This is a genomic window from Curtobacterium sp. GD1, from assembly GCF_020882855.1.
Taxonomy (GTDB): domain Bacteria; phylum Actinomycetota; class Actinomycetes; order Actinomycetales; family Microbacteriaceae; genus Curtobacterium.
In genome coordinates this window covers 26,526-52,484 of the sequence record NZ_JAFEVQ010000025.1, presented here as the reverse complement: position 1 = coordinate 52,484, position 25,959 = coordinate 26,526, and the positions used below count along the sequence as shown (strand labels likewise).

Annotated in this window: 26 protein-coding genes and 1 tRNA gene; 15 read left to right on the top strand and 12 right to left on the bottom strand. The window is 72.1% G+C overall.

Annotated features, from left to right (window positions below; all coding sequences use genetic code 11):
• Window positions 1–22: 22 nt before the first annotated feature.
• A complete protein-coding gene (locus tag JSX79_RS13955) occupies window positions 23–928 on the bottom strand; it encodes an ABC transporter permease (protein WP_229086725.1) in 906 nt (301 codons plus the stop codon).
• Window positions 928–2,058 (bottom strand): ABC transporter permease, encoded by a 1,131-nt coding sequence (locus JSX79_RS13950; protein WP_229086724.1) that lies wholly within the window; start codon window positions 2,056–2,058, stop codon window positions 928–930. The genes JSX79_RS13955 and JSX79_RS13950 overlap by 1 nt, the downstream gene beginning before the upstream one ends.
• A gap of 254 nt (window positions 2,059–2,312) precedes the next feature.
• Between JSX79_RS13950 and JSX79_RS13945 the strand changes: the two genes are divergently transcribed.
• The 3 genes from JSX79_RS13945 (at window position 2,313) to JSX79_RS13935 (ending at window position 4,435) form a co-directional block, all read left to right on the top strand.
• Window positions 2,313–3,041: a GntR family transcriptional regulator gene (locus JSX79_RS13945; RefSeq protein WP_022907943.1), complete on the top strand. Its 729-nt coding sequence runs from the start codon at window positions 2,313–2,315 to the stop codon at window positions 3,039–3,041.
• A gap of 89 nt (window positions 3,042–3,130) precedes the next feature.
• Window positions 3,131–3,940: an Ltp family lipoprotein gene (locus tag JSX79_RS13940; RefSeq protein WP_229086723.1), complete on the top strand. Its 810-nt coding sequence runs from the start codon at window positions 3,131–3,133 to the stop codon at window positions 3,938–3,940.
• Between the two features lie 60 nt (window positions 3,941–4,000).
• Entirely contained in the window at window positions 4,001–4,435 is a 435-nt protein-coding gene (locus JSX79_RS13935; RefSeq protein WP_229086722.1) for a VOC family protein, read from the top strand.
• Between the two features lie 6 nt (window positions 4,436–4,441).
• Here JSX79_RS13935 and JSX79_RS13930 read toward each other — a convergent pair whose 3' ends face one another.
• Window positions 4,442–5,401 (bottom strand): manganese catalase family protein, encoded by a 960-nt coding sequence (locus JSX79_RS13930; protein ID WP_229086721.1) that lies wholly within the window; start codon window positions 5,399–5,401, stop codon window positions 4,442–4,444.
• A 166-nt stretch (window positions 5,402–5,567) separates the two neighbouring features.
• Here JSX79_RS13930 and JSX79_RS13925 point away from each other — a divergent pair, with 166 nt between their 5' ends.
• Window positions 5,568–6,536 (top strand): helix-turn-helix transcriptional regulator, encoded by a 969-nt coding sequence (locus JSX79_RS13925; protein ID WP_070416877.1) that lies wholly within the window; start codon window positions 5,568–5,570, stop codon window positions 6,534–6,536.
• 9 nt (window positions 6,537–6,545) lie between these two features.
• On the top strand, window positions 6,546–7,421 hold the full coding sequence (locus tag JSX79_RS13920) for a DUF808 family protein (protein ID WP_071295327.1): 876 nt from the start codon (window positions 6,546–6,548) through the stop codon (window positions 7,419–7,421).
• Window positions 7,422–7,472: 51 nt separating this feature from the next.
• Here the strand turns inward: JSX79_RS13920 and JSX79_RS13915 are convergent, their stop codons facing one another.
• Window positions 7,473–8,312 (bottom strand): glycoside hydrolase family 16 protein, encoded by an 840-nt coding sequence (locus JSX79_RS13915; RefSeq protein WP_070416879.1) that lies wholly within the window; start codon window positions 8,310–8,312, stop codon window positions 7,473–7,475.
• A gap of 187 nt (window positions 8,313–8,499) precedes the next feature.
• Between JSX79_RS13915 and JSX79_RS13910 the strand changes: the two genes are divergently transcribed.
• Complete coding sequence (locus JSX79_RS13910; protein WP_071295328.1) at window positions 8,500–8,853, top strand: helix-turn-helix transcriptional regulator; 354 nt, start codon at window positions 8,500–8,502, stop codon at window positions 8,851–8,853.
• On the top strand, window positions 8,850–9,533 hold the full coding sequence (locus tag JSX79_RS13905) for a cation diffusion facilitator family transporter (protein ID WP_071301769.1): 684 nt from the start codon (window positions 8,850–8,852) through the stop codon (window positions 9,531–9,533). Before JSX79_RS13910 ends, JSX79_RS13905 begins: the two co-directional genes overlap by 4 nt.
• A 15-nt stretch (window positions 9,534–9,548) precedes the next feature.
• On the opposite strand, the gene JSX79_RS13900 is transcribed toward JSX79_RS13905, so the two are convergent.
• From JSX79_RS13900 to JSX79_RS13890, 3 genes are all read right to left on the bottom strand, one after another.
• Window positions 9,549–11,510: a potassium transporter Kup gene (locus tag JSX79_RS13900; protein ID WP_229086720.1), complete on the bottom strand. Its 1,962-nt coding sequence runs from the start codon at window positions 11,508–11,510 to the stop codon at window positions 9,549–9,551.
• A gap of 371 nt (window positions 11,511–11,881) precedes the next feature.
• A complete protein-coding gene (locus tag JSX79_RS13895; RefSeq protein WP_229086719.1) occupies window positions 11,882–12,769 on the bottom strand; it encodes a serine hydrolase in 888 nt (295 codons plus the stop codon).
• 157 nt (window positions 12,770–12,926) lie between these two features.
• Window positions 12,927–13,328, bottom strand: coding sequence for a hypothetical protein (locus tag JSX79_RS13890; RefSeq protein WP_071295331.1), 402 nt, complete (start codon window positions 13,326–13,328; stop codon window positions 12,927–12,929).
• Between the two features lie 141 nt (window positions 13,329–13,469).
• Between JSX79_RS13890 and ppk2 the strand changes: the two genes are divergently transcribed.
• From ppk2 to JSX79_RS13865, 5 genes are all read left to right on the top strand, one after another.
• On the top strand, window positions 13,470–14,378 hold the full coding sequence (gene ppk2 / locus JSX79_RS13885; RefSeq protein WP_070416884.1) for a polyphosphate kinase 2: 909 nt from the start codon (window positions 13,470–13,472) through the stop codon (window positions 14,376–14,378).
• Window positions 14,379–14,450: 72 nt separating this feature from the next.
• A complete protein-coding gene (locus JSX79_RS13880) occupies window positions 14,451–15,266 on the top strand; it encodes a glycosyltransferase family 2 protein (RefSeq protein WP_229086718.1) in 816 nt (271 codons plus the stop codon).
• Window positions 15,263–16,099: an endonuclease/exonuclease/phosphatase family protein gene (locus JSX79_RS13875; RefSeq protein WP_229086717.1), complete on the top strand. Its 837-nt coding sequence runs from the start codon at window positions 15,263–15,265 to the stop codon at window positions 16,097–16,099. Before JSX79_RS13880 ends, JSX79_RS13875 begins: the two co-directional genes overlap by 4 nt.
• Entirely contained in the window at window positions 16,096–16,719 is a 624-nt protein-coding gene (locus JSX79_RS13870) for a hypothetical protein (RefSeq protein ID WP_083295052.1), read from the top strand. Before JSX79_RS13875 ends, JSX79_RS13870 begins: the two co-directional genes overlap by 4 nt.
• 98 nt (window positions 16,720–16,817) lie before the next feature.
• Window positions 16,818–17,582 carry a carboxymuconolactone decarboxylase family protein gene (locus tag JSX79_RS13865; protein ID WP_229086716.1) on the top strand — a complete coding sequence of 255 codons (765 nt, stop codon included), beginning with the start codon at window positions 16,818–16,820 and terminating at the stop codon, window positions 17,580–17,582.
• A 99-nt stretch (window positions 17,583–17,681) separates the two neighbouring features.
• On the opposite strand, the gene JSX79_RS13860 is transcribed toward JSX79_RS13865, so the two are convergent.
• The 4 genes from JSX79_RS13860 to JSX79_RS18725 all read right to left on the bottom strand — a co-directional run bounded on the left by JSX79_RS13860 (window position 17,682) and on the right by JSX79_RS18725 (window position 23,021).
• Complete coding sequence (locus JSX79_RS13860; protein ID WP_229086715.1) at window positions 17,682–18,518, bottom strand: alpha/beta fold hydrolase; 837 nt, start codon at window positions 18,516–18,518, stop codon at window positions 17,682–17,684.
• A 56-nt stretch (window positions 18,519–18,574) separates the two neighbouring features.
• Complete coding sequence (locus JSX79_RS13855) at window positions 18,575–19,291, bottom strand: alpha/beta fold hydrolase (protein ID WP_071295148.1); 717 nt, start codon at window positions 19,289–19,291, stop codon at window positions 18,575–18,577.
• Between the two features lie 138 nt (window positions 19,292–19,429).
• Window positions 19,430–22,153 carry an AAA family ATPase gene (locus JSX79_RS13850; protein ID WP_229086714.1) on the bottom strand — a complete coding sequence of 908 codons (2,724 nt, stop codon included), beginning with the start codon at window positions 22,151–22,153 and terminating at the stop codon, window positions 19,430–19,432.
• 124 nt (window positions 22,154–22,277) lie between these two features.
• Window positions 22,278–23,021 (bottom strand): IclR family transcriptional regulator, encoded by a 744-nt coding sequence (locus JSX79_RS18725; protein WP_229086713.1) that lies wholly within the window; start codon window positions 23,019–23,021, stop codon window positions 22,278–22,280.
• A 101-nt stretch (window positions 23,022–23,122) separates the two neighbouring features.
• Between JSX79_RS18725 and JSX79_RS13840 the strand changes: the two genes are divergently transcribed.
• Both JSX79_RS13840 and JSX79_RS13835 read left to right on the top strand, forming a co-directional pair.
• A complete protein-coding gene (locus JSX79_RS13840; RefSeq protein ID WP_229086712.1) occupies window positions 23,123–23,737 on the top strand; it encodes a nuclear transport factor 2 family protein in 615 nt (204 codons plus the stop codon).
• Window positions 23,734–25,185: an amidohydrolase family protein gene (locus JSX79_RS13835; RefSeq protein WP_229086711.1), complete on the top strand. Its 1,452-nt coding sequence runs from the start codon at window positions 23,734–23,736 to the stop codon at window positions 25,183–25,185. Before JSX79_RS13840 ends, JSX79_RS13835 begins: the two co-directional genes overlap by 4 nt.
• Before the next feature lie 25 nt (window positions 25,186–25,210).
• On the opposite strand, the gene JSX79_RS13830 is transcribed toward JSX79_RS13835, so the two are convergent.
• Window positions 25,211–25,282, bottom strand: a tRNA-Gln gene (locus JSX79_RS13830).
• Window positions 25,283–25,362: 80 nt separating this feature from the next.
• Between JSX79_RS13830 and JSX79_RS13825 the strand changes: the two genes are divergently transcribed.
• Window positions 25,363–25,857 carry a MarR family winged helix-turn-helix transcriptional regulator gene (locus JSX79_RS13825; RefSeq protein ID WP_070416944.1) on the top strand — a complete coding sequence of 165 codons (495 nt, stop codon included), beginning with the start codon at window positions 25,363–25,365 and terminating at the stop codon, window positions 25,855–25,857.
• Window positions 25,858–25,959 lie beyond the last annotated feature (102 nt).

Here is a 25,959-nt window from a genome sequence, read left to right as displayed (position 1 = left end):
CGCGTGGGGCGGGTGGTCGCCGTCAGACCCGCGACCGGCCGACGAAGGCCGCGACCAGGACCGAGGCGGACCAGACGGAGAGGCCGAGGGCGGCTGCCGGGAAGAGCACCGGCCACCACCGCCCCACCGCGGCGTCCGGGGCACCGGCGGCGAGCATGGTGCCCCACTCCGCGGTCGGTGTCGGGATGCCGACGCCGAGGAAGCCGAGGGCGGCGCAGAAGATGATCGCCATCCCGAAGATCGTCGAGGTGTTCTCGATCGTCGTCCGGGCGGAGTTCGGCAGCACGTGGCCCAGGAGCAGGCGCAGTTCGGACTCGCCGGACATCCGGGCGGCGTCGACGTAGCCGTCCGACCGTGTGCGGAGGACCTCGGTGCGCATCAGCCGCGCCTGGAACGGGATGAGGACGATCGCGAGGGCGAGCGTGATCACCACGGCGTTGCGTCCGAAGAACGACACGATCACGAGTCCGGCGATCATCACCGGGATCGACTGCACGAGGTCGACGGCGCGGCCCAGCAGTCGGGCCACGAACCCGAGCACGGTGCGGTCGCCCTGGTACATGCCCGAGACGAGCCCGATCACGATGGCGACGACGGTGGCGATGACCGTGATGCAGATCGCGATCACGATGTCGAGGCGGAACGCGGTCATCACCCGGGAGTAGACGTCGAGGCCGTTCGCGTCCGTGCCGAACCAGAACTCCCCCGACGGGGCCTCCGACTGCCCGCCGACCACCGACGTGGCCGGGTGGTTCACCAGGTACGGCCCGACGACCGCGAGCACGACGAGCACGGCGAAGGGAACGAGCCGCAGGACGAAGCCGGTGCGCCCGGCCGGTCGACCGACGCGACCGTCCTGCGTCGAGCGGGTGCTCCCCGCTCCGGTGGTCGTCGGCTCGGGCAGCGCGGTGGGGGTGTCGAGCGCCATCAGGCGTCCTTCCCGGCGACGCCGGCGCGCCGCCTCGAGTCGAGGAGCATCGTGACGATGTCCGTGACGAGGTAGATGACGAGGCACATCGCCGCGGTGACGAGGAGGAACGACCGCAGCGCGAAGACGTCGGAGGCGTTCACCGCGTCCACGGCGTACTGCCCGAGTCCGCCGAGACCGAAGAGCGACTCGAGGACCACCGCGCCGCCGAGGAACAAGCCGAACAGCATGCCGAGCGTGGCGACCGCCGAGGGGAGCGCCCGGCGGTAGATGCTCGCGAGGACCGTCCGGCGGGACGCTCCGGACGCCACCCGGAACCGGGTGGCGGGGTCGTCGATCGCCTGGTCCAGGTTGACGATGAGCATCTTGATGAGCAGCGGGGAGTGGGCGACGACCATCACGACGACGGGCAGCACGAGGTGCTGCGCGTACGACGCGAGGGCTGCCGGGTCCCCGGCGATGAGCGCGTCCACCATCGGGAAGTTCGTGACGGTGGGCGGCGCGATGAGCAGCGGGTCGAGGCGGCCGCTCGGCGCCGGGGCCCAGTGCAGCTCGGCGTAGAAGACGAAGAGGAACGCGATGCCGATGACGTACTCGGGCAGCGCGCCCGCCGACCGGGCGTAGGCGGTGAGCAGCTTCGCGAAGCGGTTGCGGCGGTGCGTGACGATGAAGTGCGCGGTCACGAGCGACACCGCCGACGCGAGGAGCAGCCCCCAGAACACGAGCTCGAGCGTCGCCGGTACCCGGGTCGCGAGGTCCTGCGCGACCGGTCGGCCGGTGGCGATCGACGTGCCGAAGTCGAGGTGGGCGAGCTGTGTCAGGTAGGTGCCGAGCTGCTGGATCCACGAGCCGGTCAGCCCGTAGGACTCCCGCGCCTGCTCGAGCTCGGCGCCGGACAGGCGTCCGCCGGTGGCCGACACGACCGGGTCACCGGGGATGAGCTGCACGAGGAAGAACGAGACGAGGACGAACACCAGGACGTTGGCGACGGTCAGTCCGGCCGGGCGCAGGAACCAGAGACGCTCCCGGGCGCTTCGTCGCCTCGTCGTCAACGAGGTGTCGAGGGCGGCGAGACGCTCGGCCTCCGCACGGGTCGCATCGTCGACGATGTCGGGCTCTCTCACGGTCATGTGCCGGCCTTCCGTCGCATCGGGTGGTGGTCAGCAATGCTCGCGATCGTTCGTTTCCGACGACCGCTCCGGGTGTAACCGGATCATTAAGCGACCAACGGCGAAAGGAAAGCCCAGGTGAGAGCGACTTCACCCGACCGTTCACGCCGTTCGCGCGGTTCGGAGGAATCCGTTGCCCTGCGCGACGAGCGTCGTATACTCACTGCACCCGAGCCGCATCGTGGCGGTGAGATCCTGCGACGATCGGAGTCACGATGAGCGACACGCTGTCCGACCACCCGCGCGCGAAGGGCGGGTCCTCACGCGGCCGACAGATCTCGGCGAGACGGGTCCGCGACCTCATCACCGCCTCGATCCGCGAGGGGCACATCGCACCCGACGCTCCCCTCGCCGAAGAGGACCTCGTCACGCTGTTCGACACCAGCCGCGGTTCCGTCCGCGCCGCGCTCGCGCAGCTCCGGGACACCGGGTTCCTCGAGCGCCGGCCGCGCGTGGGGACGAAGGTCACGCACCGCGGGGTCGTCGTGCCCCTCACCGACATCGACGCCGACAGCGAGCACGTCTACGTCGAGCGCTTCGAGGACCGCATCGTGCCGAGCTTCCCGCTCGTGCGCGAACGGCTCCGCATCGACGAGGACCACGTCCGGATGATCGAGAACCTGCTCGTCACCGACGACGACGTGATCGGACTCCGCGCCGCCTACTTCTCGGTGCGCTACACGCACTCCCCCGAGAGCCTGTCCGGGCCGATCAACATGACGACGGTGCTCCGCGACTTCTTCGACGCGTCGCGCGGCGAGGTGCTCGTCACCATCGGCAGCGAGGCGGCCGACGCCCACACGGCGAAGATGCTCGGTACCGAGGTCGGCGCGCCGCTCATCGTGCGCGAGGTCACGTACCACGACCTCGACGGCGTGCCGGTCCAGACCGTCTTCGACCGGTACCGCGGCGACCGCGTGCGACTCGAGGGTTCCACCCTCTGACCCAGGAGGCGCGGCGCGCCCCGAACTGGGGCCGGGTGATCTGGCTCAACGAACATGAACCATCTCTCACCTTTGCGATACTGATTGGTATGACAACACCCGAGCCGCAGGGGGGCGGCACGTCACCGACTCCTCCCCCGTACCAGCCGCACGCCCCGGCAGGCCAGACCTTCGCTCCGTACCCCGGCGCCCCCACTCCGCAACAGCGCACTGCCGGACTCGCGATCGCCGCGTTGGTCGTCGGGATCGTGGCGTTCGTGTTCGGATGGGTCCCCGTGTTCGGCGCGATCGTCGGCGTGGTCGCCGTCGTTCTCGGCGCGATCGCTCTCCGGAAGCGTCAGTCGAAGGGTCTCGCCATCACGGGCCTCGTCCTCGGCGCCGTGGCCACCATCACGTCGATCACCTTCGCGGCCGGACTCGGTGCGTTGGTCGGCACGGCATCCGACTCGGCGACGCAATCGTCCGTCGTCGCGGAGTCGGCCACCCCGGCGCCGGCCGCGGCCGAGGAGTCCGAGAGCGCCTCCCCCTCGGAGAGCTCCGAGTCCGAGCCGTCCGAGGCCCCCTCCGAGAGCACCGAGGCTGCGCCCGCGACGCCCGTGGAGTACACCTCCGCCCTCGTCAAGGCCGAGAGCTACTCCGAGATGATGCACATGAGCAAGGTGGGCATCTACGACCAGCTCACCTCGGAGTACGGCGAACAGTTCTCCGCCGACGCAGCGCAGTACGCGATCGACCACGTGCAGGCGGACTGGAACGCGAACGCGCTCGAGAAGGCGAAGAGCTACCAGAAGGACATGTCGATGTCCCCCGCCGCGATCCGCGACCAGCTGGTCAGTGAGTACGGCGAGAAGTTCCTGCCGGCCGAGGCCGACTACGCGATCGCGCACCTCAACGACTGACACCGGAACGAGCAGCGGAGGCCCTGTCGAACGACGGGGCCTCCGCTGTATCGTCTGCCCATGGCGACGGTGCGGCAGGTGCAGGTGACGTTCGACTGCGCGGACCCCGAGCGGGTGGCGCGCTTCTGGTGCGAGGTCCTCGGCTACGTGGTGCCGCCGCCACCGGAGGGGTTCGACTCGTGGGACGCCTTCGACCGGGCGCTGCCCCCGGAGCACCGCGGCTCGGCGTTCGCGTGCGTGGACCCGACCGGAGTCGGCCCGCGGTTGTTCTTCCAGCGCGTGCCGGAGGGCAAGGTCGTGAAGAACCGCGTGCACCTCGACGTCCGGGTCGGCAGCGGGCTCGTCGGCGCCGAACGGCTCGCCGCCCTCGACGCCGAGAGCGACCGGCTCGTCGCCCTCGGCGCCACGCAGTTCCGGCGCATGCTCGCCGACGAGGTCAACGAGTCGTGCATCGTCATGCATGACGTCGAGGGCAACGAGTTCTGCCTCGACTGAGACCGGTCAGGCGACGGGGCCGTACACCGGCGCCTCGGCCTGGTCGAGCTCGAGCTCGAGCTCCGCGGTCTGCTGGATGAGTGCGAGCAGATCGGCGTCGAGCCCCGGCGCGAACTCCTCGAGCCGCTCCGGCGCGATGAACGACGGCACCCCGGCGGGTGCCTGCTCGGACGCGTCGAGGTCGGTGCCGTCGTTCGACGGGGAGGCGCCGCGGAAGATCTTCGCGGCCTCGGACGCACCGTCGAGGTCGAAGCTGTACTGCTTGCTCTGCAGCCCCAGGTCGACGAGCGCCTTGACCTCGGGGAACGCCTCGGCGTTGGTCTTCGGGATCGGCAGGAGCTTCCCCCAGTCGACGCCGAGGGCCTCGAGCGCCTTCGCGTAGGCGTTCTCGTGCGCCTGGTCGCGCACGATCAGGTACGCGATGGTGCTGCGAGCGGTGGGGTTGTCGGTCATCTCGTAGATCCGGCACTTCTGCAGGCGGCCGGTCGACTCGAGCATGAGGTTGTACAGCAGGTCGAGCGGCAGGTTGCCGGAGTTGTACACGTAGCTGCCGCTCCACGGGTTCCCGGCCGCGTCGACCGGCAGGGCTCCCTGGGCACCGACGAGGTAGTGGTGGATGTTGCCCGTGTCGAGCGCGATGTGCAGCGGGGTCGCCCCCTTCGCCCCGGGGGTGTCGAGCGGGTCGGTGAGCTTGCCGGAGTACTCGGGAGCACCGTCGAGCAGCCGCGAGATCGTCGTGCCGATGAGCTCGACGTGGCTGATCTCCTCGGTCCCGACGCCCTGGATGAGGTCGCGGAACGGCTTCGCGGCCGGACCCCGGAAGTTCATCGCCTGGAACAGGTACTGCATCATCGTGCGCATCTCGCCGAACTGCCCGCCGAGTCCCTCCTGCAGGGCGTTGGCGGCCGCGGGGTCCGGTTCGCCGTCGGCGATCTCGTTGATCCAGGTCTGTGCGTGGAAGTACATGTGGTCCTCCGTCCGAGCGACGGATCCGCCGCTGTCCTCACCGTCCTCGGCGGCGTCTGGCAGCCCGTACGGAACAGCCGCCGAACGCAGTCGCGTCCGTGGTCGGGTGCGCGAACTGCGTCGCGATGTGACCGATCGGGGACGACATGCGCGACACTGGTCGGACATGGTCCACGATGTCGCGCCGATCCACGTCGATCGCCGGGGGTCCTCCCTCGACGATGCCGTGGCGCTGTACGAGCGGGTGTACGACAGCCGTGACATCCACATCGGCGATGCTGCCCGCGACGGGTTCGCCTTCCGCTTCCGAGCCGTCGGCGACCAGGACGTGGTGGTGGGCACCTCGGACGTGGCGGCACGACGGTGGGGCACGATCGTCCCCGGTCACGACTACGTCCTGGCGTGGGCGACCGGCCCCGGCATGACGATCGACACCGGGACCCGCGACCCGGTGCAGCTGCTGCCCGGCATCCCGGTGATGTACCCGGTCGGTCGCGACTTCACGTTCGAGGGGCTCCCCTCGGGACAGCACTCGGTCCGGTTCGGTGGCGCGTTCCTCGAGTCGATCGCCGCTGCGCGCCGCGGCGACGACGAGCCGCGGCAGCTCGCGTTCCGCCGCACGCTGGGGGTGGACGCGCTGCGGCTGCTCCGCAGCCGGATCGGCGAGGCCGCACCGCGCCTCCTGGACCCGACGGCGCCGGAGACGGTCCGCGCACGCTGGAACCAGTCGATCGCGGACGCCGTGGCGGCGGCGTTCGACGCGACGCCGTCGTCGGCGCCCACGGTGGCGGTCGGGTCGTCGACGATCCGGTTCGCCAAGGAGTGGATGGTCGCGAACGCCCGCCGGCCGCTCACGGTCGCCCAGGTGAGCGCTGCGGCCGGGGTGAGCGCGCGGGGGTTGCAGGCCGCCTTCCAGCGGAACGTCGGCGTCCGGCCGATGCAGTTCCTGCGCGAGGCCCGGCTGCACGGGGTCCGCGCCGAACTGCTCGCGGGCGACCCCGAGCGCGTGACGGTCGCCGAGGTCGCGCTGTCGTGGGGGTTCAACCACCTCGGGCGGTTCTCCGGGTACTACGCCGAGGTGTACGGGGAGTCCCCCTCGCAGACCCTGCGCCGACGGGACGCGCCGAGGCCCTAGTCTGAGCGCATGTCAGTCGGTCTGCTCGCCATCGTCGACGACGTGCTCTCCGCGGCCCTCAAGGCCAGCGCCAAGACCGCTGGCGTCGTGATCGACGACGCCGCGGTGACCCCGCAGTACGTGCAGGGACTCTCGCCCGCGCGCGAGCTGCCGGTCGTGGGGCGGATCGCGCTCGGCAGCCTCTTCAACAAGTTCGTCATCATCATCCCGCTCGCGCTGCTGCTCACCGCGTTCGCGCCGTGGGTGCTGCCGTGGTTGCTGCTGCTCGGCGGCACCTACCTGTGCTTCGAGGGGGCCGAGAAGGTCACCGAGTGGTTCGGCGCGCACCACGTCAGCGAGTCCGAGGAGACCGTCGCCGAGCCGAAGCTCGTGTTCGGCGCGATCCGCACGGACCTCATCCTCAGCACCGAGATCATGCTCATCGCTCTCGCCGGACTCGACCCCGACCTCGGGCTCTGGCCGACGCTCGGCGCGCTCATCGTCATCGGGCTCGTCATGACCGGGGCGGTCTACGGCGCCGTGGCCCTGCTCGTGAAGATCGACGACATCGGGCTGCAGATGATGAAGAACAGCGTCCGTCGCACCCGACGGACCGGCGCGCGGATCGTCCGCGCCATGCCGACCGTGTTCCGTGTGATCGGCATCGTCGGCACGGTGGCCATGCTCTGGGTGGGCGGACACCTCGTGATCGCGAACCTGGCGGAGACCTTCTGGCACGGCCCGTACGACCTGCTGCACGCGATCGAGCACGGCATCGAGGCGACCGGGCCGGTCGTCACGTGGATCGTGGACACCGCGGTGTCGGCGGTGGTCGGGCTCCTGCTCGGCCTGGTGGTCGTCGCCGTCGTGCTGGGCATCGGACGGCTGCGCGGCCGCACCCACTGAGCGGGCGCGGCCGCCCCGGTCCCCGCGTCGGTCAGCGGCGCCGGCGCCCGGTCAGTTCCAGATCGCGATCCAGTCCACGCTGACGTGCCCGACCGCGCTCGCCGGGATCGCCCCGCCGTTCGTGGTGGTCTCCGCCTGCATGGTCACGCGGAAGGCCGTCGTCGGCACCGCCTTGGTGGTCGACGAGACGAGCTTGCCGTCCCAGTAGAACCGGACGATGCCCTTGTCCCACTCGGTCGTCGCGACGTGCCAGCCGGTGCTGTCCGAGGGCGCGAAGGTCTCCTTGCCCGGTTCGAACCGCATGCCGAGCGGCGTCCAGCTGCCGGGCACCGCCGAGGCCGGGCGGGGGCGGGCACCGAGGTCGGCCTCGGGCCAGTCGATCTCGCCCTCGTTCCAGTCGTCGCTCGACGGCCAGAGGATCGTCGAGAACTTGTAGCCCTGGGTCTTCGTCGTCTTGTACCGGATCGACACCCGACCCGTCTTGTGCGGGGCGTACCCGTCGGGCATGATCGCCGCGACGAGGGGCTGGCCCTTCTCGGTGTGCAGCGCGAAGTCGAGCACGCCGCCCTTCACGCTCAGGACCTTCGACGGCGCGTACTTCCCCTTGCCGGTCGTGTCCGTGAAGCCGTCGTAGAGACCGATCCGCGGGTACGTCGCCGCGAACTTGCCGACCGGCGCGGCACTGTCGAACCCGGCGCGGAACGTCTGCTTCCAGGTCCGGCCGTTCGTCGTGACGTTCGTCTTCGGGATCGTCCGGCCGTCCGGCACGGTCGAGGTCGCCTTCGACGAGGCGGGGAGGGCCGCTGCTCCGGCGGGGGCGCCGGCAGCGAGGCTGGTCGCGGCGACGAGTGCGATCGAGAGCGCGGCGACGAGGACGGACGGGGACCGCATGCTGACTGCCTCCTGCGTGGGGGTGTGCGTGTGTTGCGATGGCCGTGGTGCTTGTGCGATGGAGTATCGGGCGTCGCTGCTCGTCGGTTAGTCGATTCCCGGCCTGGATCCCCCGGCGTTCAGGTTCGCTGTACCCGACGTACCCGTCTACCCCCGATCGGTACAGCGCTCGCTGTACTGTGGGTGCATGCTGCTCGTCGCTCCGCGCCTCGAGGTGATGAACCGCCTCGGCCGCGCCCTCGCCGATCCGACCCGCGCGCGGATCCTCCTCCGCCTGCTCGAGTCGCCCCGGTACCCCGCCGTGCTCGCCGACGACCTCGGGACCACCCGGGCGAACGTGTCGAACCACCTGGCGTGCCTGCGCGGCTGCGGGATCGTCGTGGCCGTGCCGGAAGGCCGCCGGACCCGCTACGAGATCGCGGACGCGCACCTCGCCCGTGCACTCGAGTCACTCGTCGACGTCGTGCTGGCGGTCGACGACGGTGCGCCGTGCACTGACGACGCCTGTGCCGTGCCGCTCTGCTGCGGGCCGGGCGCATGAGCGCCGCGCTGCCCCTCGGGCCGCGTCCGACGGCCGTCCGGAGCGCGGTGCTGCGCCGCCGGATCCGATGGATCGTCGCCGCCACCATCACGTACAACGTCGTCGAGGCCGTCGTCGCGATCAGCGCCGGTTCGGTCGCGTCGTCCACCGCCCTGATCGGCTTCGGCCTGGACTCGATCGTCGAGGTGCTCTCCGCGGCCGCGGTCGCGTGGCAGTTCGCCGCGCCCGACCCCGAGCGGCGCGAGCGGACGGCGCTCCGCGTGATCGCCGTCTCGTTCTTCGGGCTCGCCCTCTACGTCTCGGTCGACGCGGTGCTGACGCTGACCGGACTGCGTGAGCCGGAGCACAGCACGGTCGGCATCGTGCTCGCCGCGGTCAGCCTGGCCGTGATGCCGTTCCTCAGCCTGCTCGAACGGCGCACGGGCCGCGAGCTCGGTTCGGCGTCGGCCGTCGCGGACTCGAAGCAGACCCTGGTGTGCAGCTACCTCTCCGCCGCCGTCCTGGTCGGCCTGCTGCTGAACACCCTGTTCGGCTGGACCTGGGCGGACCCGGTGGCCGGGCTCGTCGTCGTGGTGTTCGCGGTCCGGGAAGGGCTCGAGGCCTGGCGGGGCGACGCGTGCAAGCAGCCCGTCGCCGCGCTCACCGGCGAGCGCGAGGTCGAGGCCTGCGACTGCTGCTGACGCGGGCGACGGTCGTCAGATCTCGACGTCGCTGCCCATCGTCACGGTGCGGTGCACCGGCAGCCCGAAGCGGGCGGCCGGGTCGGCGGCGTTGTGCGCCAGCCCGACGAAGAGCTTCTTGCGCCAGCCGACCATGCCCCGGTTCCCCGCCACCGGGCGGAGTGCGCCGCGCGAGATGAAGTACGACGCGTTCGCCATCTCCTCGGGGTCGACGTCGAGCACCTCGGCCAGGCAGGCCGCGTGCAGGGCCTTCGGCAGGTCCTGGTCGTCCGAGAAGCCGAACTTGATCGTGATGTGGTCGATGCCGTCGTCCTCGTAGCCGAGGTCGTCACGGAAGAAGGCCTTGGCGTGCGGCACGTGGGGCACGTTCGCGGTGATGACGGACACGATGACGACCGTCCGGTGCACCACGTGGTTGTGCTCGACGTTCGCCCGGAGCGCCAGCGGCGTCGTCTCCTTGTTGGGGTGCGGGAAGATCGCGACACCCTGCACGCGCGGGATGCCCTTCGTGTTGATCTTCTCGATGAAGTCGGCGAGGGACCCCTCGCGCTCCTTGCGCTCCTCCTGCACGAGCTGCCGGCCACGACGCCACGTGGTCATGAGCGTGATCACCGCGAGCGCGATCAGCAGCGGGACCCATCCGCCGTGCAGGATCTTCGACAGGTTGCCGGCGAGGAACGTCAGCTCGAGCCCGCCGAACGCCACCGCGGCGACGACGAGCTTCCACGTCTTCCAGTGCCACAGCGGCTTCACCACGAGCAGCAGCAGGAGCGTGTCGACGACGAGCGCACCGGTGACGGAGACCCCGTACGCGGTGGCGAGGCTCGCCGAGGAACGGAACGCGAGCATGACGGCCATCACACCGATGAACAGCAGGAGGTTGACGGCCGGCAGGTAGATCTGGCCGCCCTCCTGTCGGGAGGTCTGCCGGATGGTGAGCGGCGGCAGCAGGCCGAGCTGCACGGCCTGACGGCTCAGCGAGAACGCCCCGGAGATGACCGCCTGGCTCGCGATGACGGTGGCCATCGTCGCGAGGATCACGACCGGGATCTGCAACGCGCTCGGGAAGAGCAGGAAGAAGGGGTCCTTCGCCGCCCCGGGCTGGTTGAGCACCAGCGACGCCTGACCGAGGTAGTTCAGCACGAGGGCCGGGAAGACGACGAAGAACCAGGCGCGGAGGATCGGCGTCCGCCCGAAGTGGCCCATGTCGGCGTAGAGGGCCTCGGCGCCGGTGATGACCAGCACGACCGCGCCCATCGCCACGAACGTGATGTACGGGTGCGCGATGAGGAACGCGATGGCCCACGTGGGCGAGAGCCCCTGCAGGACGCCCGGGTGCGCCAGGATGTGCGGCACCCCGGCGGCGGCGATGACGACGAACCAGAGCAGCATCACAGGGCCGAACAGGTTGCCGACCTTGCCCGTGCCGACCCGCTGCACCGCGAACAGCACCACGAGGATGACCGCCGCGATCGGCACGATGAGGTGCCCGACGCTCGGGGCGGCGGTCTGCAGCCCCTCGACGGCCGAGAGCACGGACACCGCCGGGGTGATGACGGAGTCGCCGTAGAACAGCGAGACGCCGACGATCCCGATGACGAGGAAGATCGTCGCTCCCCCGCGGCGCTTCGCGTAGAGGCGTCGGGCCAGTGCGGCGAGCGCCATCACCCCGCCCTCACCGTTGTTGTCGGCGCGCATGAGCACGAGGACGTACTTGATCGACACGATGATCGTGATGCTCCAGAACATCATCGAGATCACGCCGTAGACGTCCTCCTGGTTGGCCTGCACGATGCCGCCGTCGATCGTGAACACGGTGCGCAGCGCGTACAGCGGGCTCGTACCGATGTCGCCGAAGACGACGCCGAGGGCGGCCAGGGCGAGGGCGGCGATGCCCTTCGCGGGGCCGTGGGTGCCGGCGTCGTCGGAGGTCTCGGTCGTCGGGGTCTGAGAGCGGGTCTCGGTCACGCTCGTCACTTCCGTCTCTTCGCCGTCGGGCGACGGCCGCGGATCATCATCGCACCCGTTCGGCCGGAGCGCTCGCAGCGGGCGCACATGCGCACTCCGGCGGGATCGGGTGCGTTCCCCGGACGAACCCGCATGCGCCGGAGGAACCTGTGCGGGCCGGAATGCCCGGGGGCGCCGGACACCGCGCACGTCGAGGAACGCGGTCGTACCGTCGGGACAGGACTCCAGGAGGAACCATGAACTTCGACGGCTTCGACCCCGCGGGACTGATCGTCTTCTGCGTGGCGGTGGTGCTGGTCTTCGGCGGACTGATCTCGAGCCGACGGCGCCACTGACGCCCGGCCCTCGGCCCGCGACCCGCGACCCTCGACCTGCGGCGTTCAGGCCCGGTCGGCCCGTCCTCCCGACTCCAGCTGCGTCGCGACGACCGCCGCGAAGTCGTCCGCTCCGAAGTGGTCGTCCGCCGTCACGGTGACGACCGTGTCGCCGTCGAAGAGCAGCATCTGCCCGTACGCGCCGTGCAGCCGCCAGAGTCGGCCGGGGCCGCCCCACCCCGCCATCGCGTACCGCTCGTAGCCGGGGCCCGTGCCGTCGCGCTCGACCCAGTCGGTGTGCATCGCGTCGCACCAGCGTGCGCTCACGATGCGTCGCCCAGCTGACTCCCCGCGGTCCCGCACCAGTCGGCCGATCCGGGCGAGTTCGCCGGTGCGCAGCGCCAGACCCTCGCCGCCGGCGACGTACCCGTTCGGGCAGCGTGCCCACGGCACGTCCTCGATCCCGAGCGGGTCGAACAACCGCCGGGCGACGAACGCGCCGACGTCGCCGACCCGGGTCTCGAGGACCCGCATCGCCGTGTACGTGCTCGCGTTCGCGTACTGGAACACCCGGCCGCGCGAGGGGCGTCCGAGGAACTCGGCCGCGAGGTCCGGCCAGTCGGTGAGCTCCGTCTCGGACCACGGCATGTCGACACCGCTCGTCATGGTGAGCAGGTGCCGGAGCGTGACCGCGTCCGTGCCCGCCCCGAAGCGGACGGCGGGCAGGAGGGTCGACACCGGGACGTCCACGTCGACGAGTCCGTCGTCGGCGGCGATCCCGGTGGCGAGGACCGCGATCCCCTTGGCGACGGAGTGGACCTCGCGGCGGACGTCGGGCGTCCAGTGGTGCTCGGCGGCGTCGTCCCCGACGAGGACGTGGAGGCCGTGGGCGGCGAAGCCGGTGGCGTCGACGTGACGGACGAGGGCGTCGAGGAGGTCGGTCGCGGTACGCACCCGGCCATCCTCTCGCGGACGCGACCGCGAACGGACGCCGCAGCGGACGGACACCACCGCGAACGGACCGGACCGCAGACGGACGGGAGGCGCGGTGCCAGCCGGCACCGCGCCTCCCGTCCGTCACCGGGTCGCGTCGCGACCCGCACTCCGGTCGTCAGCGACGGCGGAAGTAGCCGTTCGCGCCACCGACGAACATGAGGATGGTCGCGACGATGACTGCGATGCCACCGATCCAGCCGAAGGCGTTGCCACCGGAGGCGGCACCCACGCCGACGCCGATGACCTGCAGGATGGCGAGCACGAGCAGGACGATGCGCGCCCAGTTGCGGCCGTCGCGCATCTTGAAGACGATGATCAGCTCGATGATCGCGAGGATGAAGGCGAAGATCGCACCGCCGATGAGCGGAGCCGTGCCGACGCCCTGCGCAGCCGAGGCGCCGCCGCCGGAGACGAGACCGATGATGCCCTGGATGATGTTCGCGAGGACGACCACCAGCCAGATCACGAACGAGACCGTGACGGTGGTCGGACGTCCCGACCGGGTTGTACCTGACATGCTTGCTCCTTCTGCCGCGATCGCGTCCAGCGACCTCACTGTGAACGTACAGCCCTGACGGAAGTTTGTCCGGTGTCCCTGCGGACGCGGCCGGGAAGCGCACGCCAGGATGGGGGTGCAGCACACCGACGAGGAGGACCCGTGGACAAGGCCCAGTACTCGCAGCCCATCCGGGAGTACATCGAGCAGCTCCGGACCGAGGGCTACAGCGTCGCCGACGGGCACACCGCCGACCCGGACCTCATCGACCCGTACGGCAACCCGGTCCTGACCTGGCGCGACGACTACCCCTACGACGAACGCCTCGGCCGCGAGGAGTACGAGTACCAGAAGTACCACCTGCAGATCGAGCTGCTGAAGTGCCAGTACTGGCTCGAGGACACCGGGCAGAAGGCAGTCGTCCTCTTCGAGGGTCGCGACGCCGCGGGCAAGGGCGGCACCATCAAGCGGTTCACGGAGCACCTCAACCCCCGGACCTCCCGCGTCGTCGCGCTGAGCAAGCCGAGCGAACGCGAGCGCGGCGAGTGGTACTTCCAGCGCTACGTGCAGTACCTGCCGTCGGCGGGCGAGATGGTCCTGTTCGACCGTTCCTGGTACAACCGCGCCGGTGTCGAGCGGGTGATGGGGTTCTGCTCCGACGACGAGTACGAGTCCTTCATGACGCAGGTGCCGCAGTTCGAGCGGATGCTCGTCGACTCCGGCATCCACCTCACGAAGTTCTGGTTCTCGGTCACCCGCCGCGAGCAGCGCACCCGGTTCGCGATCCGGCAGCTCGACCCCGTGCGGCGGTGGAAGCTGTCCGACATCGACCTGCTCTCGCTCGACCGGTGGGACGAGTACACCGAGGCGAAGACCGCCATGTTCGCCCGGACGAGCAAGCGGTACGCACCGTGGACCATCGTCCGGTCGAACGACAAGAAGCGCGCCCGCCTGAACGCGATGCGGTACTTCCTGACGCAGTTCGACTACCCGGACAAGGCGGTGGACGTGATCGGCCGGCCCGATCCGCTCATCGTCCGGCGCGGGAAGCGGGACGTCGACGTGGAGTAGGAGCGGCCAGGAGGCGCGGCGCCGGCCCGCAGCGCTGGGCGCGGTCGGAGCACGGCCTGGTTGGGTGGTCGCATGCGCCGCCCCGACACCGTCACCGTCGTCGTGCCGGTCCTCGACGACGCGGACCAGCTCCGCCGGTGCCTCGCGGCGTTGGCTCGCCAGACGCGGCTGCCCGACGAGGTGGTCGTCGTCGACAACGGCAGCTCGGACGACAGCGCGGCCGTCGCTTCCCAGGCCGGTGCCCGCGTGCTGCACGAACCCGTCCGCGCGATCGCCGCGGCGGCGTCCCGGGGCTACGACGCGGCGACGGGCACCCTGATCGCCCGGCTGGACTCGGACTCCTGCCCGGGTCCGGACTGGCTCGAGCGAGCGCTCCGGCACTTCGACGACGACCGCGTCGTGGCGGTGACCGGGCCGGGCGAGTTCCGCGGGCTCGGTCGTCTGGAGCGGGCGTTCTGGCACGTGGCGTACATGCGCGCCTACTTCGCCCTGATGACGGCGGCACTGTGGCGGCCGCCGTTGTTCGGTTCGAACCTGGTCATCCGACGCCGCGCCTGGGAGGCCGTCCGGTCCCGCGTGCACCGGTACGACGCCGACGTCCACGACGACGTCGACCTGTCCGTGCAGCTCGATCCCGCGTGGCCGGTGGTCCTCGACCGTTCCCTCGTGATGTCCGTGTCGGGCGAGCCCGTCCGCGATCTGCCCGGCCTCGTCGTGCGCACGCGGAAGGCGCTCCGGACACTGGCGCTCGGCGGGTTCCGGATCCTGCCGGTCGTCCGGGCCGTGCGGCGCTGCTGGGCGACGCCCCGTGCCGTGCCCGGTGCCGTGGTCGAGCGCGCCCTCGGGCCGGACGTCGTGGAGCCGCTCGAGGAGGTGCCGGCGTCGTGAGCGACTCCCCGCTCGTCGGGCCGCGGTCCGCCCCGGACCTGCACGTCCTGTCCCTCAACGTCCGCCGCCGCGTCCCGCACCGTCGGACCGACCACCCCGACGCCTGGACGCACCGCCGCGGTGCCGTGCTCGAGCTGCTCGGGTCCGAGTCCCCGCACCTCGCCGCCCTGCAGGAGGTCCTGCCCGACCAGGAGCGCTGGCTCACGGATCGGTTGCAGCCCCGGTGGACCGCGGTGCTCCGAGGTCGCGGGCGCCGTGGCGACGGGGAGCGCGTCGGGATGCTCGTCGACACCGACCGTCTGCGGATCACCGGCGAGCACGTCCGGGCGCTGTCCCGCCGGCCGGAGCGGATCGGGAGCCGGTCGTGGGGCACCCTGTTCCCCCGGATCGCCGTCGGCCTCCGGCTCGAGGACCGCGTCACCGGCACGCGCTTCCTCGCCGTGTCCGTGCACCTCGACGTCGCGTCGCCCCGGGCACGCCGGCGGTCGGCGCAGCTCCTCGTCCGGTGGGCGGACGACGCCGGGCTCCCGGTCGTCGTGCTCGGCGACGCGAACGCCCCCGCCGACAGTGCTCCGCACCGGGTCCTCACCGACGCGGGGTTCGCGGACACCTGGACGGCGGCGGCCTCGCACGAGTCCGAGCAGTGGGGCACGCACCTCGGGTACCGCGCTCCCCGCCAGGGCGGACGCCGGATCGACTGGATCCTGGCCCGCGGTGCCGACGGGGTGCGTGCCTCCGTGTCGGCGGCGGCCGTGTCGACGCGCCGACCGAGCGGGGTGTGGCCGTCCGACCACGCCGCCGTGCAGGCCGTGCTCCGGTGGGAGGCAGCGTGACCACGACCACCGCGGACCACCGCGTGATCGACCGGCTCGGTGCGACGTTCCTCCGCCGACCCCGCGGCGCCGAGGTCGTCGCCGACGCCGTCCGTGCGGTGACGCTGGTGAGCCTGCCGGTCGCCACGATCGGGTGGGGCTGGATCGCGTTCGCCGTGCTCCTGCTCGCACTGCTCGGGGTCGTCGTCCCCCGCGTGCTCGGACTCCGACCGGCTGTCGACACCGCCGTGTGCGCACTGGCGCTCGTCGCCGGGTGGAGCAGCGTCCTCGGCTGGTACACGTCGGTGTTCCTGTGGGACAAGGTCGTGCACTTCGTACTGCTCGCCGCGTTGACCGCGGTGCTCTGGGTGATCGCGAGCGACACCGGGGTGCTGCGCACGGGCGACCGGGTCGGTCGGGTCCAGGCGGTCGTCGTCGCGGGTGTGCTGTCGCTGGCGATCGGATCCGTCTGGGAGATGTTCGAGTTCCTCGGGCACACCTTCCTCGACCCCACGATCTACGTCGGGTACGAGGACACGATCGGGGACCTGGCCGCCGACCTCGGGGGCGGGGTGCTCGCCGGGCTCCTGCTGCCCTGGGCCGTGCGGGACCGTCGGGTCGTCGCCGGACCGTCGTCCTGAGCCCATCCGAACCGCTCGCGCTCGCGGAGGGGTGCCCTGCCGGAGGGTGTCCCAGCGTCCCCTCCCACGGAGGCGACCCCGGTCCTAGCGTCGAGGGCATGCCAGCGAACCCAGCAGCCCAGCGCGAGCACGCCCAGCTCTTCCCGGACCACACCTCGACCCTCGCCGAGACCGACCCGGGGTTCGCGGCGTCCTTCGCCGACTTCGCCCTCGACGAGACCCTGCGCGACGTCGCGATCACCCGGCACGACCGACTCCTCGTCCAGCTCGGCGCGACGATCGCCGTCGGTGCGCACACCGAGTTCGCGGTCCTCCTCGAAGCCGCGCTCGCGAACGAGGTCGCCCCCGTCGAGGCGAAGGAGGTCGTGTACCAGGCAGTCGCCTACGTCGGCTTCGCCCGCACCGTCGACTTCCTCACGATCACCGACGACGCGCTCGTCGCCCGCGGCGTCGCGCTCCCCCTGCCTGATCAGCGCACGACCGCCCCCGAGACGCGACTGGCCCGCGGGCGCGAGGTGCAGGGACGGATCGTCGGCGCCGACCGGGTCGACCGGATGTACGACGCCGCGTCGCCCGACACGGTGCACTTCCAGCGGTTCCTCTCCGGCAACTGCTTCGGCGACACGGTGGCCCGCGGCGGGCTGGACCTCCGGACCCGCGAGCTCGTCACCTTCGCGATGCTCGTCGCGCTCGGTGGCGCCGACGCGCAGGTCCGCGGGCACGTCGCCGGCAACCTCGCCGTCGGCAACCACCGCCGGGACCTGCTCGACGTGCTCACCGTCCTGGTGCCGTTCATCGGGTACCCCCGCACCCTCAACGGACTCGCGGTCGTCGACGACGCGGCGCCCGCGACGGACCGGTGACGGACCGGTGACGGACTGGAGGCGCGGTGCGGGTGAGCCGATCAGCTCACCCGCACCGCGCCTCCAGTCCGGGACGCTGCGTCCGCAGCGTCGGTGCTCTCAGCTCCGGAGGAACGCGAGGATGTCCGGGTTGACGACGTCTGCGTCGGTCGTCAGCATGCCGTGCGGGTACCCCTCGTAGATCTTGAGCGTGGCGTCGGCGAGGAGCTCCGCCTGCTTCAGCGACGCGTCCCGGTACGGCACGACCTGGTCGTCGTCACCCTGCAGGACGAGGACCGGGACGGTGATGGCCCTGAGGTCCTCCGTCTGGTCGGTCTCCGAGAACGCCTTGATGCCCTCGAGGTGCGCGAGGGCGCTGCCCGTCATGCCCTGACGCCACCAGTTCGCGATGACCGGCTCCGACGGCGTCGCACCGTCACGGTTGAAGCCGTAGAACGGGCCGGAGGCGACGGCCTGGAAGAACTCGGCACGGTTGGCGGCGAGCGCCTCGCGGAACCCGTCGAAGACCGAGATGTCGGTGCCGTCGGGGTTCGCCTCGGTCGTGACCATGAGCGGCGGCACCGCCGCGACGAGGACGGCCTTGGCGACCCGGCCCTGCGGCTGGCCGTACTGGGCGACGTACCGGGCGACCTGGCCGCCACCGGTCGAGTGGCCGATGTGGATCGCGTCGTGCAGGTCGAGGTGTTCGACCACGGCGGAGACGTCGCTCGCGTAGTGGTCCATGTCGTGGCCGGTGCCGATCTGCGACGAGCGTCCGTGGCCGCGGCGGTCGCTGGCGATGACGCGGTAGCCCTCGGCCAGGAAGTACAGCATCTGCGCGTCCCAGTCGTCCGAGGACAGCGGCCAGCCGTGGTGGAACACGATCGGCTGCGCGTCGTGGCTCCCCCAGTCCTTGAAGTAGATCTCTGCACCGTCGTCGGTGGTCACGTATCCCATGGTGGTCTCCCTGTGGTTGTTCGGTGGTTCTCGGTCGGTCGGTCGAGGGGCCGGGGTCAGCTGACCGCGGCGAGGGCGGTGGTGATGACCGCGGCGACCTCGGCGGGGTGGGTCTGCATCACGAGGTGGGGGGCGTCGATCTCGACGACCTCGCGGACGCCGGCGCGCTGGTACCCGAAGCGCTCGACGTCGGGGTTGATGGTGTGGTCGGCGCTGGAGACGATGCCCCAGGACGGCTTGGTCTTCCACGCAGCCGCCGATGCCGGCTCGCCGAACGCGACGGCGGAGAGCGGACGCTGCGACACCGCGAGCACCTGCGCCTCGGCCAGTGCGAGCCCGTCCGCGAAGACGGCGGGGAAGGCGTCGACGGCGACGGAGACGTCCGTGCCGGGCTCGCCGCCGTCCACGGGGTAGGGCGCGTACACGAGGTTCGCGGCGAGGTCGCTGTCCGGGAAGCCGCCCTGCAGGGCCCCGAGGCTCTCGCCCTCCTCGAGCGCGTACGCGGCGACGAAGACGAGGCCGACGACGTTCTCGGCGACACCGGCCACGGTCAGGATCGCGCCGCCGTACGAGTGCCCGGCGAGCAGGACCGGTCCGTCGATCTGCTCGACGAAGGACCGGATGTAGGCCGCGTCGCCGGAGAGGCTGCGGTTGAAGACGGGCGGGACGAGGACGTGGTGACCCTGGTCGAGGAGGAGCCTCGTCACCGGGGCCCAGCTGGAGGCGTCGGCGAATGCTCCGTGGACGAGGACGATGGTGGGTGATCCGGGCATGGTGCGGTCCTTCCGGGTCCGCAGCGGGAGGCGCGGACCTGCTTCGTCGAGGGCGGTGCCTGGTGGCGCTGACGACGCTAGGGGCGCGCGGTGGAGGTGCACATCGGTCACGGTGACCGAGATGCGTTGCCGGATGACCTAGTCGCCGGACGAGCCGGCCGCCAGGGCCGCGGCGAGTTCCTGCCGGGCCGAGATCCCGAGCTTCTGGAACGCGGCGTACAGGTGCGCCCCCACCGTCCGTGGGGAGACGAACAGGTGCTCGCCGATCGCCCGGTTGCTCAGTCCCCGTGCCGCGAGCGTGCAGACCCGGAGCTCCTGGGGCGTGAGCAGTTCGACGCCGCCGTGCCCCGCGGCCACCACCCGCTGCCCGGTCGCCCGGATGGCGTCACGCGTCCGGTCCGCCCACGCCGGCGCGGGCATCGACTCGAACAGCTCGAGGGCGGCGTGCAGGGCGGCACGGGCGGTGTCCCGCCGACCCGCCCGGCGCAGGCGGCCGCCGAGGCGGAGCAGTGCACGGGCCTGCACGTACGGCACCGGCCACCGTTGGTGCTGCACGGACGCCCACGCCGGTTCGAGGTCGGCGTCGGGGACGAGTGCGAGCCGCGCGTGGTCGAGCGCGGCGCGGACGATCGGCGCGTGCCAGCGGGCGTGGAGCCGCTCGAGGTCCGCCGCCCGCTGCTCGGCGTCGGCCCGGTTGCCCGACTCCAGCGCGGCGTCGACGAAGTCGTGCGAGGTGATGACGGCGAACATCGGGTTGAACGCGTCGTGGTCCGGATCGGCCAGGGCCCGGACGGACTCGAGCGCCTCGGCCGCGCGACCGGACACCAGGGACGCCGCCCCCGCAGCGCCGAGCAGGGTCGCGCGCATCGCACTCGACCGGAGCACCTGCGCCCCGGCAGCCGTTCCGCCCGCGATCCGTTCGGGGTCCGGATGCTTGCCGTCGAGCGCGTCGAACCACGCGAGCGCGCACCGGGTCGCGGCGGTGAAGCCGTCGTCACCGAGGTCCCGTCCGAGCGAGGAGGCCTCCTCGGCGAGGACCCGCGCCCGCGCGAGGTCCCCACCGAGGAACGTGGTCATCGAGGTCCCCATGAGCGCCTGCGGGAAGGTGCGCAGGTCACCACGCGCCCGCATGCTCCGGACGGCACGGTCGAGGAGGACACGTGCCGTCTCGATCTCCCCGACGAGGTTGAGCGCGTACCCGAGGTACCAGGCGGAGCCCTCGTCCTCGGCGGTGGGTGCGGCGGCGAGCGCGCGTTCCAGCACACGGTCGCCACGCACCACCGGCTCGGTCCGGGCCGCGAGCAGGATCGACCGGGGGTCGTCGTCCGGCAGGGCGAGCGCCTCGACCACGACGAGCATCGGGTCGCCCGGGTCCGGTTCGGCGGTGTGGTCCCAGGCGATCGCGGCGAGGTGCAGCAGCGCCGCGGTGGCGTGGTCGACCCCGCCGCCCTGCTGCATCTCGGAGACGGCGTGCAGGGCCGGCCCGAGGTCGCCCACCGCGAGCCCGGTCCGACCGGTGGGCAGGGTCTCGGCGACGAAGGCGGCGCGTGCTGCGAGGAGCCGGTCGGGCGCCTCGTCGCACGCTCGCTGCACCAGGAGCGAGGCGTCCGCGAGCCGTCCGGACAGCCCGGCGTGCTCCGCCGCGAGGATCCGCCGGCCGACGCGTCGGGCGACGTCCGAGGTCAGCTCGGCCGAGCGCTCGTACGCCCGGCTCGCGACGAACGGGTCGGACATCGCCGATCGCTCGTCGCCGATCGCGGCGATCTCGTCCGCGAGGTCGTCGTCGTGTCCGGTCGCCAGCTCGGCCCGCCACCAGACCGTGCGCGCGGGGTCGTGGTCGTGCTCGAGGACCAGGGAACGCAGGACCGCGGTGCGCTCCGTCGGCGACGCGGCGGTGAGGACCGCCGACTGCACGAGCGGGTGCCGGAACCGGATCGCGCGGGGCGCCACCCACTCGAGCAGCGACGACGCCGAGGCCTGCTCCGTCCACGTCGGCGGCGGGAACCTCCCGAGCGTCCGGGCGGCCACCCGCGCGGCTTCCTCGGCGCCGGTACCACCGGACAGGGCGACGGCGAGGATGGCCAGCCGGACGGGATGGTCCAGCTCCGCGTACCGCGCGGCGAACTCCTGCTCCACCCGGCCCACCACGGGACGGTCGCGGGTCCGGTCCCCCGGTGTCGTGCGGCTGAGTTCGTGCAGCGCGAGCGGGTTCCCCTCGGCGCGGAGCACCAGGTCACGTCGCGCCTGGCCCATCGGCGCCCCGGGGACGGCGTCGAGCAGGCGGCCGGCGTCCGACTCGTCGAGCGGCGTCAGGTGGAGGCGCCGGACCGCGGGGTCGTCCGCGCTCTCGGTGTTCCGGGTCGTGATCACCATGACGATCGGGTCCTGGTCGACCCGCCGGGCCATCATCCGGATCGCCCACTCGGACGCGGCGTCCATCCAGTGCAGGTCCTCGGCGACGACCAGGATCGGGCCCTCCGAGGCGGCGTCGGAGACCAGCGTCAGCGCCGCCAGCCCGGCGAGCAGCGGCGAGGGCTGGATCCCCGTCGCGAGACCGAACGCGACCTCGAGCGCACGACGCTGCGGTGCGGGCAGGTCGGCGATCCCGATGCGCAACGGGTACAGGAGCAGGTGGAGCGCGGCGTAGGGCTCGGCCGACTCGGCGAGGGTCCCCGCGGTCGAGAGCCGTCGGACGCCGAGGCCGGTCGCGTGGCGGACCAGGTCGGCGACCAGCGTCGACTTGCCGATCCCGGCCTCACCGTCGATGACGAACGCGGAGCCGCCGTCGTGGACGTCGCGGAGGGCGTCCCGCAGGGCGGAGCCCTCCCGCTCGCGCCCGATGACGGGCTGCGCCATCGTCATGCCGCCAGTATGGCAGCGGTGGGGCCGCCGGCGAAGGGCCCGGCATCTGACGGGAGGCGCGGTGCGGGCCGGCACCGCGCCTCCCGTCCGACGCGGTGCCGGACCACGGCACGGCGCGAGCGGGTCAGCGCGTCGCGTCGCGCGTGATCGCCCGTGCGCACGCGTGCAACGCGGGCACGACGGTGCTCGGCTCGGCGTGCCCGGCCGGCATCACGATCGAGAGGGCCGCGACGACGCCCGAGGCGTCCCGGATCGGCGCACCCGCCGCGACGAGCGCACGCGGGGACCGCTGCGAACCGACGGCGGCACCCGTCCGACGGACGGCCGACAGGTACCGGCGGAGCTCGACCGCCGACGTCACCTCGTCGACCGAGGTCCGCACGTCGAACGTCGTGATCGCACGCTCCTGGACCTCGTCGGGCGCGAACGCGAGCAGGACGAGTCCGCCGCCGGTCGCCGCGAGGGGCATCCGGCCACCGACCCGGTAGTCGACGCTCCGGGTCCCGCGCTTGGGCGAGACGCGCTCGACGAGGACCGCCTCGTCCCCCTCACGGACGCTGAGCATGGCGTGCTGTCCCGTCAGGTCGTGCAGGTCCTGGAGGTACGGCAGGGAGGCCTGGCGGAGCCCCACGCCCCGCGGGGCGAGGGACGACAGTTCGTACAGGCGCAGCCCGATCGTGAACCGGCCGTCGGCCCGGCGTTCGAGGGCGCCCTCGGCGACCAGGCTCCGCGCGATCCGCAGCGTCGAGTTGACGGGCAGGCCACAGCGACGCGCGAGTTCGCTCAGCGTCAGCGTCGGATGGCGGTCGTCGAAGCACCCCAGGATCGCGAAGGCCCGACCGACCGTCCCCGTGCGAGTGTCGCCCACCGCTGCACCCTACCGCCGACGCCGTGTTCCGCTGAGTGGAAACCCACGCCGGACCGCTCTCGCGCCGTCCTACGCTCGGCCCCCGGACGAAGGAGCAGATCGTGGACGACGTCACCGACATCAGTCAGCTCGTGCTGCGCGAACGCCAGGGGCGGGACCGCGGGCTGTGGGACCGCATGCGTGACGCGTGGGAGCCGGACGGCCGCGTGCGCATCAGCTGGTTCGACGGCAGCGCGCGGGACTTCGTCGCGGGGTCGATCGCGATGGCCGCCGGTGGGACGGCCGCCACACACCGGATGAGCCCGCCGGTCGTCGACCTCCTCGGTGACCGCGCGATCGTCGCCGCACCGGCGGTCATCGAGGTCCGCGCCGGACTGGGCGGCGCCGAGGTCGACCTGGCCTCCCGCGTCCGGCTGCTGTACCGCGCACGCCGGACCGGCACCGGCTGGCGGCTGGCCGCGATGACGTGCGTCTACGAATCCGACACGGTGACACCGACCGTTCCCGGCACCGTGCCGGACCTGTCCTCCGTCGCGGTCGACGACCGTCGGCCGTCGTACCGATGGCTCGCGACGGTCCTCGGGGCGACCGGTCACCGAATCGCCGACGACCTGCCCGGCACGGACCGGCCCGGGTCCGTCGAGGCGGTGGAAGCCGCCGAGCAGGACTGGCTCGACGGCCACGATCGCGGCGTCCGGGACGGAGACCGCGCATGAGCCGCTACGTCACCGCACCCACCGCCGACCACGACGTCGTCATCCGCGACGTCACCGTCGTCGACCCGCTCGACGGGACCGCCACGGCCGGGCAGGACGTGCGGTTCACCGGCGCGACCATCGCGTCGGTGTCCGCCACGTCGCAGACCGGGACGGCCGCGGGCCAGCAGGTCGTCGACGGACGCGGCCGGTTCCTGGTGCCGGGCTTCGCGGACATGCACGCCCACCCGCTCAACTCCCCGGACGACGTCGACGGCGCCTACGCACTGATGCTCGCGAACGGGGTGGTCGGGTTCCGCCAGATGTCGGGATCGCCCGCCCTGCTGGCAGCCCGGGCCGCGGGTGCACTGCCCGCACCGCTCGGCGCACCGGCACTCCTCGCCACGCCGGGGGACCTCCTCACCCCGGTGAACGCGTCGACCGCGGAGACCGCCGTCGCGACCGTCCGTGACCAGCACGCCCAGGGTGCCGACTTCGTCAAGGCGGCCCTCGTCGGGCGCGATGCGTTCCTCGCAGCACTCGCTGAGGCAGGTCGGCTCGGTGTCCCGCTCGCAGGACACCTCCCGAACGACGTGGACCCGCGCGAAGCGTCCCGGGGAGGCATGCGAGCGATCGAGCACCTCGGGCCCGGCGCGACCGTGTTCGCCGCGACGTCCTCCAGCGAGGCCGAGGTGCGATCCGCGGTCGGAGCGGCTCGCACGCTGAAGATCCCCACGGTCAGGCTGCCGGGCATGGACCGCGTCATCGGTCGCGTGATCCGCGGCATCGTGGTGAACCCGGCCACGAGGACCTCGGACTCGTCCGCCCGCGCGCTCACCCTCGCCGACGACACGTTCGACGAGGAGGCCGCCCAGGAGTTGGCAGCGCTCTTCGTCGAGCACGAGACCTGGCAGTGCCCAACCCTTGTCCGCCTGCACACGCAGCAGTTCCCGAACGCGCCGGAGCACCGACACGACGACCGTCGCCGCTACATCGCACCCGGGGAGCTCCGCTCGTGGGACCGGTCCGGCCGGAAGTTCGCCGGCCTCCCGACGGAGACCCGGGACGCCCTCGAGTCGCACTGGGCGGCCCAACTGCGCCTCGTCGGGCTCCTGGCCGGTGCGGGCGTCCCGATGCTCGCCGGGACGGATGCCGACGGTGCCGCCGGGGTGATCCCGGGCTTCGCGCTCCACGACGAGTTCGGGTACCTCGCCGACGCCGGTCTGGGACCCCTGCAGATCCTCCGGACGGCGACGTCCGACGCGGCGCGGTTCCTCGGGCTCGAGACCGAAACCGGACGCCTGGCCCCCGGGTCACGGGCGGATGCGGTGCTGCTCGCCGCCGATCCGATGACGAGTCACACGGCGCTGGGGCGCATCGACGGGGTGGTCCGGGCGGGGTCGTTCTGGGATCGATCGGCGCTGGACGGGATCCTCGAGCGGGTGGCGGGGGCGCCGGGGGCGCGCTGAGCGATCCTGCCCGCTGGGTGTCCGGCTCCGCCTCCAGGATTCGAACCCGGACCTAACGGCACCAAAGGCCGTCGTGCTGCCATTACACCAAGGCGGAACGCGCACGGAGGCGCCCGTCCATCCTCCCACGACCGCGGCGGCTGGCCGTGCAGCCCCTGCTTCCGCCAAGATGGTGGGATGCCGCAGGAGGACGAGGTCGACCGCATCGTCGCGGCGTGGGGTCGCGAGCGCGCCGACCTGGACTTCGGCCCGCTCGAGGTCCTGTCCCGCGTCGACCGGCTCGCCCGACACCTCGACCGTGCACGACGGGCGGCGTTCGACGCGAGCGACGTCGAGCCGTGGGAGTTCGACGTCCTGTCGGCACTGCGGCGGGCGGGTGAGCCGTACGAGCTGAGCCCGAAGACGCTCCTCCAGCAGACGCTGGTGTCGAGCGGCACGATGACGAACCGGGTGGACCGGCTGGCTGCCCGCGGGCTCGTCGCGCGTCGGACCGACCCGAAGGACGGCCGGGGGATCCTCGTGTCGTTGACCGCCGACGGGCGTGCAGCGGTGGACGCCGCGATCGCGGACCTGCTCGCCGCCGAGCGGGCCATCCTCGCGGGGGTGTCCGACACCGAGCAGGACCAGCTGTCGGGGTTGCTCCGACGCCTCATCCTCGGGCTCGGCGACTGATCCGACCGCCGCGCGGCTTCATCCGTTCGGCCGAGTCCACGGGCCGGGCTTCGGTCGTCGGGTCGATGTGCGACGAAGCCGGCTCCGGCCACGATGATCGAC

Bases quoted from the DNA above. Each gene is read 5' to 3' on its own strand.
- JSX79_RS13955 (WP_229086725.1), bottom strand. From the start codon at position 928: ATGGCGCTCGACACCCCCACCGCGCTGCCCGAGCCGACGACCACCGGA.
- JSX79_RS13950 (WP_229086724.1), bottom strand. From the start codon at position 2,058: ATGACCGTGAGAGAGCCCGACATCGTCGACGATGCGACCCGTGCGGAG.
- JSX79_RS13945 (WP_022907943.1), top strand. From the start codon at position 2,313: ATGAGCGACACGCTGTCCGACCACCCGCGCGCGAAGGGCGGGTCCTCA.
- JSX79_RS13940 (WP_229086723.1), top strand. From the start codon at position 3,131: ATGACAACACCCGAGCCGCAGGGGGGCGGCACGTCACCGACTCCTCCC.
- JSX79_RS13935 (WP_229086722.1), top strand. From the start codon at position 4,001: ATGGCGACGGTGCGGCAGGTGCAGGTGACGTTCGACTGCGCGGACCCC.
- JSX79_RS13930 (WP_229086721.1), bottom strand. From the start codon at position 5,401: ATGTACTTCCACGCACAGACCTGGATCAACGAGATCGCCGACGGCGAA.
- JSX79_RS13925 (WP_070416877.1), top strand. From the start codon at position 5,568: ATGGTCCACGATGTCGCGCCGATCCACGTCGATCGCCGGGGGTCCTCC.
- JSX79_RS13920 (WP_071295327.1), top strand. From the start codon at position 6,546: ATGTCAGTCGGTCTGCTCGCCATCGTCGACGACGTGCTCTCCGCGGCC.
- JSX79_RS13915 (WP_070416879.1), bottom strand. From the start codon at position 8,312: ATGCGGTCCCCGTCCGTCCTCGTCGCCGCGCTCTCGATCGCACTCGTC.
- JSX79_RS13910 (WP_071295328.1), top strand. From the start codon at position 8,500: ATGCTGCTCGTCGCTCCGCGCCTCGAGGTGATGAACCGCCTCGGCCGC.
- JSX79_RS13905 (WP_071301769.1), top strand. From the start codon at position 8,850: ATGAGCGCCGCGCTGCCCCTCGGGCCGCGTCCGACGGCCGTCCGGAGC.
- JSX79_RS13890 (WP_071295331.1), bottom strand. From the start codon at position 13,328: ATGTCAGGTACAACCCGGTCGGGACGTCCGACCACCGTCACGGTCTCG.
- JSX79_RS13880 (WP_229086718.1), top strand. From the start codon at position 14,451: ATGCGCCGCCCCGACACCGTCACCGTCGTCGTGCCGGTCCTCGACGAC.
- JSX79_RS13865 (WP_229086716.1), top strand. From the start codon at position 16,818: ATGCCAGCGAACCCAGCAGCCCAGCGCGAGCACGCCCAGCTCTTCCCG.
- JSX79_RS13860 (WP_229086715.1), bottom strand. From the start codon at position 18,518: ATGGGATACGTGACCACCGACGACGGTGCAGAGATCTACTTCAAGGAC.
- JSX79_RS13855 (WP_071295148.1), bottom strand. From the start codon at position 19,291: ATGCCCGGATCACCCACCATCGTCCTCGTCCACGGAGCATTCGCCGAC.
- JSX79_RS13850 (WP_229086714.1), bottom strand. From the start codon at position 22,153: ATGACGATGGCGCAGCCCGTCATCGGGCGCGAGCGGGAGGGCTCCGCC.
- JSX79_RS13835 (WP_229086711.1), top strand. From the start codon at position 23,734: ATGAGCCGCTACGTCACCGCACCCACCGCCGACCACGACGTCGTCATC.
- JSX79_RS13825 (WP_070416944.1), top strand. From the start codon at position 25,363: ATGCCGCAGGAGGACGAGGTCGACCGCATCGTCGCGGCGTGGGGTCGC.